General features: G+C 54.1%; 16 protein-coding genes. 12 read left to right on the top strand and 4 right to left on the bottom strand.

Going from position 1 to position 15,584, the window contains the following annotated elements:
* Window positions 1-359 precede the first annotated feature (359 nt).
* From ACMWLG_RS01920 to ACMWLG_RS01885, 8 genes are all read left to right on the top strand, one after another.
* Window positions 360-920 carry a lipoprotein gene (locus ACMWLG_RS01920; protein ID WP_023311126.1) on the top strand — a complete coding sequence of 187 codons (561 nt, stop codon included), beginning with the start codon at window positions 360-362 and terminating at the stop codon, window positions 918-920.
* 126 nt (window positions 921-1,046) lie between these two features.
* Entirely contained in the window at window positions 1,047-2,093 is a 1,047-nt protein-coding gene (gene pyrC, locus ACMWLG_RS01915) for a dihydroorotase (RefSeq protein WP_023311125.1), read from the top strand.
* Between the two features lie 74 nt (window positions 2,094-2,167).
* Complete coding sequence (dinI, locus tag ACMWLG_RS01910; RefSeq protein WP_008500826.1) at window positions 2,168-2,413, top strand: DNA damage-inducible protein I; 246 nt, start codon at window positions 2,168-2,170, stop codon at window positions 2,411-2,413.
* A 275-nt stretch (window positions 2,414-2,688) separates the two neighbouring features.
* Window positions 2,689-2,943: a biofilm formation regulator BssS gene (gene bssS, locus ACMWLG_RS01905; protein WP_008500827.1), complete on the top strand. Its 255-nt coding sequence runs from the start codon at window positions 2,689-2,691 to the stop codon at window positions 2,941-2,943.
* Between the two features lie 116 nt (window positions 2,944-3,059).
* Complete coding sequence (solA, locus tag ACMWLG_RS01900) at window positions 3,060-4,178, top strand: N-methyl-L-tryptophan oxidase (protein ID WP_045401940.1); 1,119 nt, start codon at window positions 3,060-3,062, stop codon at window positions 4,176-4,178.
* A gap of 60 nt (window positions 4,179-4,238) precedes the next feature.
* Window positions 4,239-4,352, top strand: coding sequence for a YceO family protein (locus tag ACMWLG_RS01895; RefSeq protein ID WP_032639612.1), 114 nt, complete (start codon window positions 4,239-4,241; stop codon window positions 4,350-4,352).
* Between the two features lie 207 nt (window positions 4,353-4,559).
* Window positions 4,560-5,126 (top strand): cytochrome b, encoded by a 567-nt coding sequence (locus ACMWLG_RS01890; RefSeq protein WP_045401937.1) that lies wholly within the window; start codon window positions 4,560-4,562, stop codon window positions 5,124-5,126.
* Between the two features lies 1 nt (window position 5,127).
* Complete coding sequence (locus tag ACMWLG_RS01885) at window positions 5,128-5,706, top strand: YceI family protein (protein ID WP_045401851.1); 579 nt, start codon at window positions 5,128-5,130, stop codon at window positions 5,704-5,706.
* Window positions 5,707-5,747: 41 nt separating this feature from the next.
* On the opposite strand, the gene ACMWLG_RS01880 is transcribed toward ACMWLG_RS01885, so the two are convergent.
* Window positions 5,748-6,797, bottom strand: coding sequence for a rhodanese-related sulfurtransferase (locus tag ACMWLG_RS01880; RefSeq protein WP_039261862.1), 1,050 nt, complete (start codon window positions 6,795-6,797; stop codon window positions 5,748-5,750).
* A gap of 221 nt (window positions 6,798-7,018) precedes the next feature.
* Between ACMWLG_RS01880 and ACMWLG_RS01875 the strand changes: the two genes are divergently transcribed.
* The 3 genes from ACMWLG_RS01875 to ACMWLG_RS01865 all read left to right on the top strand — a co-directional run bounded on the left by ACMWLG_RS01875 (window position 7,019) and on the right by ACMWLG_RS01865 (window position 9,775).
* Window positions 7,019-7,945: a Kdo(2)-lipid IV(A) acyltransferase gene (locus ACMWLG_RS01875; RefSeq protein WP_023311120.1), complete on the top strand. Its 927-nt coding sequence runs from the start codon at window positions 7,019-7,021 to the stop codon at window positions 7,943-7,945.
* A 140-nt stretch (window positions 7,946-8,085) separates the two neighbouring features.
* Window positions 8,086-9,303, top strand: coding sequence for a multidrug efflux MFS transporter MdtG (gene mdtG / locus ACMWLG_RS01870; RefSeq protein ID WP_045401848.1), 1,218 nt, complete (start codon window positions 8,086-8,088; stop codon window positions 9,301-9,303).
* Window positions 9,304-9,400: 97 nt separating this feature from the next.
* The gene (locus ACMWLG_RS01865; protein ID WP_023311118.1) at window positions 9,401-9,775 is read left to right on the top strand and encodes a MysB family protein; all 375 of its coding nucleotides are present in this window, start codon (window positions 9,401-9,403) and stop codon (window positions 9,773-9,775) included.
* Between the two features lie 6 nt (window positions 9,776-9,781).
* Here ACMWLG_RS01865 and ACMWLG_RS01860 read toward each other — a convergent pair whose 3' ends face one another.
* The 3 genes from ACMWLG_RS01860 to mdoG all read right to left on the bottom strand — a co-directional run bounded on the left by ACMWLG_RS01860 (window position 9,782) and on the right by mdoG (window position 14,169).
* Window positions 9,782-10,009, bottom strand: a complete 228-nt coding sequence (locus ACMWLG_RS01860; protein WP_033145189.1) for a YceK/YidQ family lipoprotein — start codon at window positions 10,007-10,009, stop codon at window positions 9,782-9,784.
* Between the two features lie 85 nt (window positions 10,010-10,094).
* The gene (gene mdoH / locus ACMWLG_RS01855) at window positions 10,095-12,623 is read right to left on the bottom strand and encodes a glucans biosynthesis glucosyltransferase MdoH (RefSeq protein WP_023311116.1); all 2,529 of its coding nucleotides are present in this window, start codon (window positions 12,621-12,623) and stop codon (window positions 10,095-10,097) included.
* Window positions 12,616-14,169 (bottom strand): glucans biosynthesis protein MdoG, encoded by a 1,554-nt coding sequence (mdoG, locus tag ACMWLG_RS01850; protein WP_021240787.1) that lies wholly within the window; start codon window positions 14,167-14,169, stop codon window positions 12,616-12,618. Before mdoG ends, mdoH begins: the two co-directional genes overlap by 8 nt.
* 254 nt (window positions 14,170-14,423) lie before the next feature.
* Between mdoG and mdoC the strand changes: the two genes are divergently transcribed.
* Window positions 14,424-15,563, top strand: a complete 1,140-nt coding sequence (gene mdoC, locus ACMWLG_RS01845) for a glucans biosynthesis protein MdoC (protein WP_039261736.1) — start codon at window positions 14,424-14,426, stop codon at window positions 15,561-15,563.
* The last annotated feature ends 21 nt before the right edge of the window (window positions 15,564-15,584 follow it).

The following is a 15,584-nucleotide window of genomic DNA, read 5'->3' as shown; positions in this document are numbered from 1 at the left end:
TGCTCGCCCCATCCCTGGGGCTCACCCTTTCAGGGCCAGCGCAGGCGCTGTCCAAAATTGCTCCCGGCAATTTTGTCCTCAGCTTATTCCTTCAGGCTATCGGGTCGGGCATCCCTGCGCCTCGACCCGGCCTTTCGGAAACGCCTCGGCGATTTACAGCCGAACCAGGGCATCGCTGTAATCTTTATACTAATCTGAAGGCTGTGTTAATGCTTCTGGTAACAAATCGAGTGGGATTCATCCGCTCCAACGGGCCCCCTCCCGCCCCACTTCTCAGTTTTTTCTGCTGGTTTCTGCCAATTCACACTGACATACTGGCGTAACAGGACAGAAGCGCCGATTTTTCGTTGAGGAACACTATGAAGAAAATTGTCTTTGCCGCGGCATTAGTTGTCAGCGGTCTGCTGGTTGGCTGTAACCAGCTCACGCAATATACCGTCAGTGAACAGGAAATTAATCAGGCGCTGGAAAAACATAACAATTTCTCTAAAGACATTGGCGTGCCGGGTCTGGCAGACGCCCATATCGTCCTCACAAACCTGACCAGCCAGATCGGTCGTGAAGAGCCAAACAAAGTCACCCTTGCCGGTGATGCGGATCTCGATATGTCCTCCCTCTTTGGCAATCAGAAAGCCAACATCAAGCTCAAGCTGAAGGCACTCCCTGTTTTCAATAAAGAGAAAGGGGCAATTTTCCTGCAGGAGATGGAAGTCGTCGATGCGCAGGTGTCGCCGGACAAGATGGCACCGGTTCTGCAAACCCTGATGCCCTATCTCAACCAGTCGCTGCGAAATTACTTTAACCAGCAGCCCGCGTACGTCTTAAGCGAAGACAAAAGCAAGGGTGAAGCTCTGGCGAAAAAATATGCAAAAGGTATAGAGGTGAAACCGGGAGAAATTATCATTCCTTTCACCGATTAACCTGAAGGGCGCTGTGGCGCCCTTTTTTTTACGGAAAAGTGTGCAAACGAAAACGTTTCCGCTTATGATTTGTGTCCGGCAAAAACAGCCATCCTTATGACTGATTCCTGACAAGCCGGAGCTTCCATGACTGCACAACCCCAGGTTCTTAAAATCCGCCGCCCTGACGACTGGCATATCCATCTGCGTGATGGCGATATGCTGAAAACCGTCGTGCCTTATACCAGCGAAATTTATGGCCGCGCGATTGTCATGCCTAACCTGGTTCCACCAGTCACCACCGTCGATGCCGCGATTGCCTATCGCCAGCGCATCCTGGATGCCGTTCCTGCGGGACACGATTTTACCCCGCTGATGACCTGCTATCTTACCGACTCGCTGGATCCGAACGAAGTGGAGCGCGGGTTTAACGAAGGCGTATTTACGGCGGCGAAACTCTACCCGGCAAATGCCACCACCAACTCCAGCCACGGCGTCACCAGCATTGATGCCATCATGCCGGTTCTGGAACGTATGCAGAAACTGGGCATGCCGCTGCTGGTCCATGGTGAAGTCACGCATGCCGAGATTGACATCTTCGACCGTGAAGCCCGCTTTATCGAGACCGTGATGGAGCCTCTGCGCCAGCGCCTGCCCGCGCTTAAAGTGGTCTTTGAGCATATCACCACCAAAGACGCGGCAGAGTATGTGCGCGACGGCAACGATCTTATCGCCGCCACCATTACGCCACAGCACCTGATGTTTAACCGTAACCACATGCTGGTGGGCGGGGTGCGTCCTCACCTGTACTGTCTGCCTATTCTCAAGCGCAACATCCACCAGCAGGCGCTGCGCGAGCTGGTTGCCAGCGGGTTCTCCCGCGCGTTCCTCGGCACCGATTCCGCACCTCACGCCCGCCACCGCAAAGAGGCGAGCTGCGGCTGTGCAGGCTGCTTCAACGCCCCAACGGCACTGGCCAGCTACGCGACCGTCTTTGAAGAGATGAACGCGCTCGAACATTTTGAAGCGTTCTGCTCCCTTAACGGCCCGCGTTTCTACGGCCTGCCGGTCAACGACACCTTCATCGAACTGGAGCGTAAAGCGAGCCACGTTGAGGAGTCCATTGCGCTGACGGATGACACGCTGATCCCATTCCTGGCGGGCGAAACCGTTAACTGGACGGTAAAACGTTAAAAAATCAATGCCCCTTGTTGTCAAACCGACAATATACCTGTATAAATAAACAGTATATTACACAGGGGGCATTTATGCGTATTGAAGTCACCATAGCCAAAACAACTGTTCTACCTGCCGGCGCGCTTGATGCACTGGCAGGCGAATTATCCCGCCGTATTAACAACACCTTTCCCGACAACGCGGGTGCCGTAACGGTGCGTTACGCCGCGGCTAACAACCTCTCCGTCATTGGTGCTGCGAAAGAAGATAAAGATCGCATCAGCGAAATCCTGCAGGAAACGTGGGAAAGCGCAGACGACTGGTTTATCACAGATTAACACTGCTCCCTCATTGTTTTTTTTTGCCGGGTCGCCCCGGCTTTTTTTTTGTCTAAAAATCCTGCAAGTTCAAATTAATTCGGCATCTTCTTTAAAATTCGTGAACGAGATGGTGTTTTATTGTTCGAACAATCCTAAAAAGCAGAAAAATGTGTTGCCACCTGTTTATTTTTCCCGTTGGAACCCTTATTACTTGGTATACTGAAGATGCTTTCAGAAAAACATGCATTGAACCTCAGAGCCGTTGTCTTCTAACACGCATTAAGGGGGTTATAATGGAAAAGAATAGTGAAGTGATCCAGACCCATCCACTGGTTGGCTGGGATATCAGTACCGTAGATAGCTACGATGCGCTGATGCTGCGTTTGCACTACCAGACCCCGAATCAACTCAACCGTGAAGAAGCGGAAGTTGGACAGACGTTGTGGCTAACAACAGACGTCGCCCGTCAGTTTATTTCTATTTTAGAGGCAGGTATTGCAAAAATAGAATCTGGCGACTATCAGGAAAATGAGTATAAACGGCACTAAGCTTATGCCCACTTTTCTCTCTACAGGCACCCTCGCGGTGCCTTATTTATTTCTCCCTTGTCTAACCCCGCGTTGTTAATTACTCTGCTAACAAAACATCAGGTTACGAGATGCATATGAGATACGACTTAATCATTATTGGTAGCGGCTCCGTGGGTTCCGCTGCCGGTTATTACGCAACACAGGCAGGTCTGAAGGTCCTGATGATCGATGCCCACCTCCCTCCTCATTCGGAGGGTAGCCATCATGGCGATACCCGCCTCATCCGCCATGCGTATGGCGAAGGCGAGCGCTATGTCCCGCTGGTGCTTCGCGCCCAGACGCTGTGGGATGAACTGGCGAAACAGACCGAAGATCGCATTTTCGAACGTACCGGCGTCGTCAACCTGGGCCCGGCCCAGTCTGAATTTCTCGCAGGCGTCGAGCGCAGCGCGAAAGCCTTTAATCTGGACATTGAGAAGCTGGACGCGACGGGCATTACCGCACGCTGGCCTGAAATTACCGTCCCGGACGATTACATCGGCCTCTTTGAAGCCCACTCCGGCGTGCTGCATTGTGAAACGGCGATCAAAACCTGGATCGATCTTGCCGCGAAGGCCGGCTGTGCGCAGCTGTTTAATTGTCCAGTGGAGGCCATCACGCATGACGCTGATGGCGTCACGGTAACGACTCTTGACGGCGACTATTCAGCGTCCCGCCTGCTCGTCAGCGCAGGAACCTGGGTCACGCGCCTGCTGCCGGAACTGCCGATCCAGCCGGTGCGCAAGGTCTTCTCCTGGTTCCAGTCGGATGGCCGCTACAGCGCGCAGAATAAATTCCCGGCCTTCACCGGCGAATTGCCGAATGGCGATCAGTTCTACGGTTTCCCTTCCGAGAAAGACGCGCTGAAAATCGGTAAACACAACGGTGGCCAGGCTATCTCCACCCCTGAAGGGCGTAAGCCTTTCGGCGCCTTTCCGCAGGATGGTTCAGAAGCCTTCACGTTCCTGCGTACTATTCTTCCGGGCGTCGGCGGCTTGCTGTATGGCGCGGCCTGTACCTACGACAACACCCCGGATGAAGACTTTATCATTGATACGCTGCCGGGGCATGACAACGTCCTGCTGATTACCGGGCTGAGCGGCCACGGCTTTAAGTTTGCTTCCGTGCTGGGCGAGATCTCCGCACAGTTTGCCCAGGGCATCGCGCCGCAGTTTGATCTGACGCCCTTCTCACTCTCGCGTTTTAACGGATAATCCGCCACGGGCTCCGGAGGTTTCGGGGCCCGTTTCATTCACACTGCATTACGGGGCGTTATGCGCAGGATCGTTAACTTTCTGATGAATAATATTCGCGAGCATTTCATGCTCTACATCTTATTGTGGGCGCTGCTGGCCATTATTGATTTTGTTTACATTGTATTTTACTGAAAAGCCTTACTGACAATAATTGACGTTAATTTATCTTTATTGAAGCTCACCATTTCGCTTGCACGAAGAGATTGAATTAGCTTTAGCGATCCTTTTCAAAATTGCTGAAATAAATAAAATAAAAATTAATAGACAATTATTTCAGTTGCAATATCCCGCCTTCCCGTTCATTTTTACTTTCCGGTTAATTTGAAAATGGACATTCTGATGCAATTGCGTAACTCCTCCCGGCGCTACGGAATAATATCCATAGGTTTGCACTGGATATTTGCTCTTGCCGTCTACGGTATGTTTGGACTTGGACTCTGGATGGTCACGCTCAGCTATTATGACGGCTGGTATCACCAGGCACCGGAGTTACATAAAAGCATTGGCGTTCTCCTGATGATGGGGCTGATTTTTCGCGTAATCTGGCGACATGTTTCCCCTCCGCCCGCCGCGCCGAAGACTCACGGAAAAATAACCCGCCTGAGTGCGGTTGCCGCGCATATCGCGCTCTATGCGCTGCTCTTCGCCATTCTGATTAGCGGCTACCTTATCTCGACGGCGGACGGTAAGCCGATTAACGTTTTTGGCCTGTTCGAGGTTCCGGCAACGCTTAGCGATGCTGGGACGCAGGCCGACACGGCGGGGGTTGTTCACCTCTGGCTTGCGTGGAGCGTGGTGATCCTCTCCGTGCTGCACGGGCTTGCCGCCCTCAAACACCATTTTATTGATAAAGACGATACGCTAAAGCGCATGCTTGGCCGCTCGTCAGTTGACTCTGGAGCATAAAATGAAAAAACACCTGCTGGGTATCGCCCTGGGTTCTCTGTTATTCACCGCCGGTTCCGCCGTGGCGGCGGATTATAAGATTGATAAAGAGGGCCAGCACGCTTTCGTCAATTTCCGTATTCAGCACCTGGGCTACAGCTGGCTGTACGGCACCTTTAAGGATTTTGACGGCACGTTCACTTTTGACGAGAAAAATCCCGCGGCCGATAAAGTCAATGTGACGATTAATACGAACAGCGTCGACACGAACCACGCAGAGCGCGATAAACACCTGCGCAGTGGGGAGTTCCTCAACGTCGCGAAATTCCCGCAGGCGACCTTCACTTCTACTGAGGTGAAGAAAGACGGTGATAAACTGAATATTACCGGCAACCTGACGCTTAACGGCGTAACAAAACCGGTCACGCTTGATGCTAAATTACTGGGTCAGGGTGACGATCCGTGGGGCGGTAAACGCGCAGGTTTTGAAGCGGCGGGTAAAATTCACCTGAAAGATTTTAATATCACAACGGATTTAGGTCCGGCGTCTCAGGACGTTGAGCTGATTATTTCCGTTGAAGGTGTACAGCAGAAATCATAATAGATTCGCCCGGCAGGCTTTCGCCGTGCCGGGCGTTATTATCATTCCGGGTCAGGGATACCCAGTTTGGTATTCAGACGGCCGCGTGATTTATTGAAAATCTTGTTGCCGTTTTCACGTCCTGCGCGACGGCGACGCTGCTCTTCTTCCGGCAGGATGCTCTCTTCGCTGCACAGTTCGCTACAGCAGCCGTTAAACTTCTCGGCACAGGCCGGGCACTGAATGAACAGCAGATGACACCCGTCGTTTTTGCAGTTGGTGTGGGTATCGCACGGTGCGCCGCACTGGTGGCACTGGGCAATAACGTCTTCCGAGATACGCTCACCCATACGCTCGTCAAAGACAAAGTTTTTCCCGATAAAGCGCACCGGTAAACCCTGCTCGCGGGCGCGGCGGGCGTACTCGATAATGCCGCCTTCAATATGCCAGACCTTATTAAAGCCGTTGTGCTTCATCCACGCGCTGGCTTTCTCACAGCGGATACCGCCGGTGCAGTACATAACGATCTTTTTATCTTTATGTTCCTGCATCATCTCAACCGCTTTGGGCAGCTGCTCACGGAAGGTGTCGGCCGGGATTTCCATCGCGTTCTCGAAATGCCCCACTTCGTACTCATAGTGGTTACGCATATCAATGAACACGGCATCCGGATCGTCCAGCATCGCATTCACTTCCGCGGCCTTCAGATATTCACCGACATCCGCCGGGTTAAACTCGGGATCGTCGATACCGTCCGCCACGATGCGCTCACGCACCTTCATGCGCAGCACCCAGAAGGATTTCCCGTCATCGTCCAGAGCAATGTTCAGGCGCAAGCCGTCGAGGGCCGGATCGAACTGATAAAGCACGTCGCGGAAGGCGCTGACTTTGCTTTCCGGTACGCTAATTTGCGCGTTAATGCCTTCACGGGCAAGGTAGACGCGGCCGAAGACATTCAGGGCCGTGAACGCCTGATAAAGCGCATCGCGGGTCGCCTGCGGATCGTCGATCGTGAAGTATTTATAGAAAGAGATGGTTGTGCGCGGTTCGGTTTCAGCCAACATACGCGCTTTCAACATCTCATTCGACACGCGGTTGTGTAACACTGGCATGGTGTACAGTCCTGGAATCGTTAGAGAGAATTAAAAATCGGTCGGCATCATATAGCAAACAAAACCAATTTACATCCACACAATTTACGCTACATTTCACACACCCTGATTAATCAGGCTTAACAATTGCTGTATTCGTGCACGCTTCGAAAGCAGATATTTTGGCTATGTCTCAAAAAATGAGACACTAGCAAAACAGGACGTTTGAACACAGGAAAGACATGACCCAGTTACCAAAATTTACTGCCGCCCTTTTGCATCCCCGCTATTGGTTGACCTGGCTTGGCATCGGCTTTTTATGGCTTCTGGTACAGCTTCCCTACCCTGTTATTTTTCGGTTGGGTAAGTTTCTGGGCCGTTTCGCACAGCTGTTTATGAAGCGTCGCGCCAGAATTGCGTACCGCAATCTTGAGCTCTGTTTTCCGCAGATGAGCGAGCCAGAGCGTCACGATATGGTCGCGAAGAATTTCGAATCCGTCGGGATGGGGCTTATGGAGACCGGCATGGCGTGGTTCTGGCCGGACAAACGCATGGCCCGCTGGAGCGAGGTGACGGGAACCGGCATGGAGCCTGTGCATACGCTTCAGGCCAACCAGACGGGCGTTTTGCTGATCGGCGTCCATTTCCTGACGCTGGAAATCGGGGCGCGCATGTTCGGCATGCAGGCGCCGGGCATTGGCGTTTATCGTCCTAACGATAACCCGGTCATCGATTTAATCCAGACCAACGGCCGCATGCGCTCCAACAAAAGCATGATCGACCGTAAGGATCTGAAGGGGATGATCCGCGCGCTGAAATCCGGCGAAGTGGTCTGGTATGCCCCCGACCACGACTATGGCCCACAGGCCAGCGTATTTGTTCCCTTCTTCGCCGTTGAAGAGGCCGCCACAACGACCGGTACCTGGATGCTGGCGCGGATGTCTAAAGCTGCCATCGTGCCTTTCGTCCCTCGCCGTAAGCCGGATGGTTCAGGCTACGAGCTGATGATGCTGGAGCCGGAGCTTGCGCCGCCGCTCGACGATGCGGAAACCACCGCACGCTGGATGAACAGCGTTGTGGAGAAGTGCATCATGCTGGCGCCCGAGCAGTACATGTGGCTGCACCGCCGCTTTAAAACGCGGCCACAAGGCACGCCGTCCCGCTATTAATCCTCATGCGGTCCTCAGGGCCGCATGCCGTTTTAGCTTTAAAAGCTCCTCGTCATTGCGGCAATCATAACCCCGGCGCATAATTAGCAGGCTTATTACTTTATGCTTCAGGTGCTCTGCACCTCATTATGCGGATAGTTATGTCACCCTCAGATGCCCCCATAAACTGGAAGCGTAACCTCGCGGTTGCGTGGCTTGGCTGTTTTCTTACCGGCGCGGCCTTTAGCCTGGTTATGCCCTTCCTGCCGCTCTACGTCGAACAGCTAGGCGTGACGGGCCACAGCGCGCTCAATATGTGGTCCGGTCTGGTATTCAGCATCACGTTTCTCTTTTCCGCGATGGCCTCGCCCTTCTGGGGCGGCCTTGCCGATCGCAAGGGGCGGAAAATTATGCTGCTGCGTTCGGCGCTGGGGATGGCCATTATCATGGCGCTGATGGGCGTGGCGCAGAACGTCTGGCAGTTTCTGATCCTGCGCGCGCTGCTGGGCCTGTTGGGTGGATTTATTCCCAACGCGAATGCCCTGATTGCCACGCAAATTCCCCGCCATAAAAGCGGCTGGGCGCTGGGCACGCTCTCAACCGGTGGCGTGAGCGGTGCTCTGCTTGGACCGCTGGCCGGGGGATTACTGGCGGATAACTACGGCCTGCGCCCGGTCTTCTTTATCACCGCCAGCGTGTTGTTCCTGTGCTTTATCGTCACCCTGCTCTGTATCCGGGAAAACTTCACGCCTGTCGCCAAAAAAGAGATTCTCCACGCCAGAGAGGTGCTGACCTCACTCAAAAATCCCAGACTGGTGCTGAGCCTGTTCGTGACGACAATGATTATCCAGGTGGCTACCGGGTCGATTGCCCCTATTCTGACGCTGTACGTTCGCGACCTGGCGGGTAACGTCAGCAATATTGCGTTCATCAGCGGACTGATTGCCTCCGTACCCGGCGTGGCGGCGCTGCTGAGCGCCCCGAGACTGGGTAAACTGGGAGACCGGGTGGGTCCGGAGAAAATCCTGATCTCCGCGCTGGTGATCTCCGTCCTGCTGCTTATCCCGATGTCGATGGTGCAGGCTCCGTGGCAGCTGGGCTTACTTCGCTTTTTGCTGGGAGCCGCCGACGGCGCGTTGCTTCCCGCCGTACAGACCCTGCTGATTTACAACTCAACGAACCAGATTGCCGGGCGTATTTTCAGCTATAACCAGTCATTCCGCGATATCGGTAACGTCACCGGACCGCTGCTCGGAGCCGGGATCTCAGCCAGCTTCGGTTTTCGCGCCGTCTTTATCGTGACGGCGGGCGTCGTGTTGTTCAATGCCATTTATTCATGGTTCAGTTTATCCCGCGCGCTGCGGCCCGTGACGGAATAAGACGAACGCCTGACAGCTTATTTTCGCATTCATACTTGCAGAATCTTATATTCAGCTATTCTTTCCCTGAAACCTTCTGGAAAACAGGGAGACACCAATGACCATGTACGCCACGCTGGAAGAAGCTATTGATGCCGCTCGTGAAGAGTTCCTCGCCGACAACCCCGGCGTTGAAGAAGAAGATGCTGACGTGCAACAGCTTAATATCCAAAAATACGTTCTGCAGGATGGAGATATTATGTGGCAGGCCGAATTCTTTGCCGATGAAGGTGAAGAAGGGGAATGTTTGCCGATATTAAGTGGTGAAGGTGCGCAGGCCGTCTTTGATGGCGACTATGACGAAATCGAACTTCGGCAGGAATGGCTGGAAGAGAACACCCTGCACGAGTGGGATGAGGGTGAGTTTCAGCTTGAGCCGCCGCTGGATACGGAAGAAGGTCAAACCGCAGCCGATGAGTGGGACGAGCGTTAATTTACGCTATTCGTAAGGGCCGTGGCTGGCGTCGATCGGCAGCAACAGCGTGTCGAAAATCAGCGAGAACGGCAGATCGAGCACGGTCAGGTAGCGCCATGCGGAATCACGAAGATCCCATTTCACGCCCGGGTAATACTGATTTCCGTGGCCTTGCCCTGGAATGGTGCGACTGATGATACTGCCGCAGCCGCTGAGCAGGCATGCCACCATAACGACGATGATTATTCTCATCTTTAACCTCTAAAAAAATACCGGCGATTAAGCCGGTATTTTATCTGGCGGGTGGCGATTCGCTTACCCGTCCCTTCTTAACAACTTACTTCGCCTTCAGCGCGAGCGGGTTCAGCTTCACGTCCTTATAGTAATTCACCCACGAAGAGTATTTCTCCGGAGCGGACCACACGCGGTAGTGAAGACGCGCCATTGTCACCGGGTCGCTCAACAGCACCAGACGACGGTCGCGGTTGAGTTTTTCCGGGGTCTCGTTAAGCGCCTGCTCAACGTGACGATCGCGGGCAATCTCAAGCACCTGGCTGGCGCGGTGACGCGCCGTCGCCATTGCCGTTGCCAGGGCGTTGAATGACGGGTTAAACACGGCGTGCATGAAGCCGTCATCCAGCGAGCGACTGCGGTTCTGTTCCAGGTAACGATCGGTATCCACCAGCACCTGCGGCGGGGAATATTCTTCCGGGATCAGGAAGAGTTTCCAGCGTTTGGTTCGCAGCCCCACCGTTGAACGGCTGGAAATCACGGACACAAACGGCGACAGGATCAGCGAGAAGACAATCGGCGCCAGCCAGAACAGGAAGCGCAGATCCAGCCAGGCCATCCCGGCCGCCCACACCAGACCCAGCAGCAGCTGAGAGCCGTGTCGCATAAAGGCTTCTCCCCACGGCGTGGAGTCATCGTCACGCTGCGGCGAGTTCCAGACCACTTCCCAGCCCAGGAACGCACTGACCACAAACACGGTGTGGAACAGCATACGTACCGGCGCCAGCAGGACGGAGAACAGCACTTCCAGCAGCAGAGAAAGGGTCACGCGGAAGAAACCGCCGTACTCTTTCGAGCCTTTGCACCAGATCAGAATGATACTGAGCAGCTTAGGCAGGAACAGCAGCACCATGGTGGAGGCAAACAGCGCAATCGCCAGCTCCGGACGCCACTGCGGCCACACCGGGAACAGCTGCCGCGGTTGCAGGAAGTATTGCGGCTCCGTCAGGGCATGAACCACCTGTAAGGCAGTCGACAGCGCCAGGAACATAAACCACAGCGGTGCAGAGAGATAGGACATCACGCCGGTCAGGAATACCGCTCGGTGAACCGGGTGCATCCCTTTTACCAGGAACAGACGGAAGTTCATCAGGTTACCATGACACCAGCGGCGGTCACGCTTGAGCTCGTCCAGAAGGTTCGGCGGCAGCTCTTCGTACGATCCCGGCAGGTCGTAGGCAATCCAGACGCCCCAGCCAGCACGACGCATCAGCGCCGCTTCTACGAAGTCGTGCGACAGAATAGAACCGGCAAACGAACCCTCACCCGGCAGCGGCGCCAGCGCACAGTGCTCAATGAACGGCTTCACGCGGATAATGGCGTTGTGGCCCCAGTAGTGCGATTCACCCAGCTGCCAGAAGTGCAGACCCGCCGTAAACAGCGGCCCGTAAACACGGGTGGCGAACTGCTGGCAGCGCGCATACAGCGTGTCCATACCGGACGCTTTTGGCGAAGACTGAATGATACCCGCGTTAGGGTTGGCTTCCATCAGGCGCACCAGACCGCTCAGGCAGTCTCCGCTCATGACGGAGTCAGCATCCAGCACCACCATGTAGCTGTACTGGTTACCCCAGCGACGGCAGAAGTCATCGATGTTACCGCTTTTACGCTTCACGCGACGACGACGGCGGCGGTAGAAGATCTGGCCTTCGCCCTGCACTTCTGCAATCAGCTCCATCCACGCTTTTTGTTCCGCAACGCAGATATCCGGGTTGTAGCTGTCGCTCAGGATGTAAACGTCGAAATGCTCCGCGTTGCCGGTCGCCTTCACGGACTCCCAGGTCGCACGCAGGCCCGCAAATACGCGGTCAACGTCTTCGTTACAGATAGGCATAATCAGCGCGGTACGGTGCTCGGGATTGAGGGGTTCATCCCCGACCGTTGACGCTGAAATGCTGTATTTGTCACGCCCCATGAGCAGCTGCAGGAAGCCCATCAGCGCGGTCCAGAAACCGGCCGAGACCCAGCAGAAGAGGACCGCGAACAGCAGGAGAATGCCACTCTGCAGGATATACGGCAGCAGCTGCATGAAGGAGACCCAGAGATCCTGGCCCATCATGTCCGTCGGATTGATAAACGCCCAGCCTTGGTAAGGCAGGATAGTTTTCATGTACCAGGTTGCGACGACCGTCTGCGCAAGCGTCAGAAGCAGCAGGATATAGCGACGGATTGTCCCGACGGTACGCCATTTCTGTTCGGACGCCTGCTCTTCTTTCGTCAGGCGCGACAGATAGCGCGGCGTCACATCACGCCCGCGCAGGCGATCCCAGAAGCGACCCACCGGGTTGGTGCGCCATGGATCGGGGAACATAGAGGAACGCGTAGCCTTCGGCATCGCCTGAAGCTGATCGCGTCCTTCATCGTCTTTAATCAACTGCCCTTCCGCCAGCGAGTCCGGCCAGGCCTGCTCCAGACGCGCCTTGACTGACCCGAGCGGCGTATCATCATCACGGGAAAACGTATGATGTTCACCATCCAGCGCGGTGTGAACCGCGCGGATGTCGCTCTTTGGCAGTGCCGCTTTTTCGATATCCGTCAGCGGCATGGCATCAATATATTCAGATGTATTATTCATTGGCAGGTAGCTGATAGCTCCAGGTTTCACTCAGCGGCTGATCGTTACTGACCAGCGCAGCACGCATTTCAGTGGTCTGTTTCGGATCTTTCACTTTCACGCGCAGGGTCAGACGCCAGCCTTTGGTTACCGGGTTGTAACGCACGGTATTCTCAACGATTTCACCGTTATCACCGATGCTGGCCTGAGCGGCAACGGCGGTGTCCGGTGACAGTTTCTTCATATCCTGGCCTGTGAAGTCCACGACAAACGCCACGGTACCGTCAGGCTGACGGATAAGATTAGACTGCTTCACATCACCCGTTGAGCGGCGAGTCTGCATTACATACGCGTTATCCGGCGCATGCAGCTTATCTTCGTCGCGGCTGAAGGTAATGGTGTACTTGAAGTTCATCTCTTTACCGGCTTCCGGCAGCTGATCCGGCGTCCAGTAAGCGACGATGTTATCGTTGGTTTCGTCGTTGGTTGGAATTTCTACCAGCTCGACCTTACCTTTACCCCAGTCACCGTTTGGCGTGACCCAGGCGCTTGGACGCTGGTCATAGCGATCGTCCAAATCTTCAAAGCGGGAGAACTGACGACCACGCTGCAGCAGGCCAAAACCTTGCGGGTTTTCCATTGCGAAGCTGCTAACCGCCAGATGTTTCGGGTTATTCAGCGGACGCCAGATCCACTCACCGTTACCGGCATGAATAGACAGACCGTTGGAGTCATGCAGTTCCGGGCGGAAGTTGGTTGCCGGTGACGGCTGGTTCGGCCCGAACAGGAACATACTGGTCAACGGCGCAACGCCCAGCTTGCCCACTTTATCACGCAGGTAAACCTTGGACTGCACGTCAACTACCGTGTCACGACCCGGCATAATCACAAAGCGATAGGCACCGGTTGCACGCGGGGAATCCAGGAGTGCATAAATGGTCAGACGCTTATCCGTTGGTTTTGGACGTTCAATCCAGAACTCACGGAAACGTGGGAACTCTTCACCTGATGGCAGCGCGGTATCAATAGCCAGACCGCGCGCAGAAAGCCCGTACACCTGCCCCGCGCCAATGACGCGGAAATAGCTGGCTCCAAGCATGCTGACGATTTCGTCGTTTTTATCTTTGCTGTTGATTGGGTAAAGCACCTTAAAGCCTGCAAAGCCCAGGTCTTTCACCGTATCTTTGTCGTGTTGCACATTGCCAAAATTGAAGTAATCCGGGCTGTACTTGATCTTACGTACCGCGGTTGCCGTCACTTCATTGATGGCAACAGGCGTGTCGAAGTACATACCCTGATGATAAAATTCAAGCTTGAACGGGGTTTTAATATTGCTCCAGTACGCTTTGTCGTGATTGAACTGGATCTGCTGATAGTCCGCATACTTCATGTCGCGGAAAACGGAGGGCAAGTTACTTTTCGGCGCTTCGTAGCTCTTGCCTGCCATCGATTTTGCCTGTTTTGCGACATCGTCGATGTTAAAGGCCAGTGCCGATGAGGTATACAGTGATAACACCACTGCAGCACCCAACCAACGCATTTTCATCATCTGTGGTTTATGTTTCATAATAAGTAAGCACTTCCCCCTTTGTGTGCTTATATCGATCCGATCCATTTTAATGGAAACTCAGGCAATCCGACAACATTATCACTGCTTTGTTCAGCTGCTGGCTCATGGAATAAGCAAATGAAAGAACCCGCTATTCACTTTGCGTGCTTATCCTGGAGACAGGGTGTCGGTCTTGGTGTAGGGTTGGCTTCGAATGTAACCATTATGAGTCTTAGGGATAAGACGAAAAGTCTGAGAATGCACAACGTTATATGAGCACAACACCAACAGAACGTGAATATTTCCTCGACTCGATCAGGGCCTGGCTGATGCTATTGGGGATCCCCTTTCACATTTCACTGATTTACTCCAGCCACACCTGGCATGTGAATAGCCAGATGCCCTCCTGGTGGCTGACGCTGTTTAATGACTTTATTCACGCCTTCCGTATGCAGGTGTTCTTCGTCATATCCGGCTATTTTTCTTACATGCTGTTTCTACGATACCCGCTCAAGCGCTGGTGGAAAGTGCGCGTAGAGCGCGTGGGGATCCCCATGCTGACCGCAATTCCACTGCTGACGCTGCCTCAGTTCATTATGTTGCAATACGTCAAAGGCAAAGCGGAGAACTGGCCGAACCTTACGCTGTATGAAAAGTACAATACGCTGGTCTGGGAGCTGGTGTCTCACCTGTGGTTCCTGCTGGTCCTGGTGGTGCTCACAACGGTGAGCCTGTTGATTTTCAGCCGCCTGCGCCACCGTCTGAGTACAAAAGCCGACACCTTCTTCGCCAACGTTACGATGGGCAAATTGTCAGTGCTCTTCTTGCTGTTGGGGATTGCCTATGCGGCCGTGCGCCGAACGCTGCTTATCGTCTACCCGCCGATTTTGAGCGACGGGTTATTTAATTTTGTGGTGATGCAGTCCCTGTTCTACATTCCGTTCTTTTTAATCGGCGCGCTGGCCTTTATTCATCCGAAGCTTAAATCGCTGTTTGTCACCCCGTCACCGTGGTGCGCGCTGGGGGCAAGCCTCGCGTTCGCGGCCTATCTGCTGAATCAGCGCTACGGCAGCGGCGATGCCTGGATGTATGAAACGGAAAGCGTGATCACTATGCTGCTTGGGCTGTGGATGGTGAACGTGGTATTCGCGCTGGGCCACCGCTTGCTGAACTTTAAGTCCAGTCGCGTGACCTACTTCGTTAATGCGTCACTGTTTATCTATCTGGTGCATCATCCGTTGACGCTTTTCTTCGGGGCTTACATCACACCGCACATCGCCTCCAACACGCTGGGTTTTTTTACCGGGCTGGTGTTTGTTGTAGGGGTAGCAATCGTACTCTACGAAATCCATCTGCGGATCCCGCTCCTGCGCTTCCTCTTTTCAGGAAAACCACAGGCAAAAGCCTCATAAATCACGCGGCGCATCCGATGC

Source organism: Enterobacter sp. 01-M-02-SI-ECC, assembly GCF_047530595.1.
Lineage (GTDB): Bacteria > Pseudomonadota > Gammaproteobacteria > Enterobacterales > Enterobacteriaceae > Enterobacter > Enterobacter cloacae_M.
The sequence above is the reverse complement of the archived record's forward strand: the minus strand, read 5'-3'. Positions and strand labels throughout refer to the sequence as shown.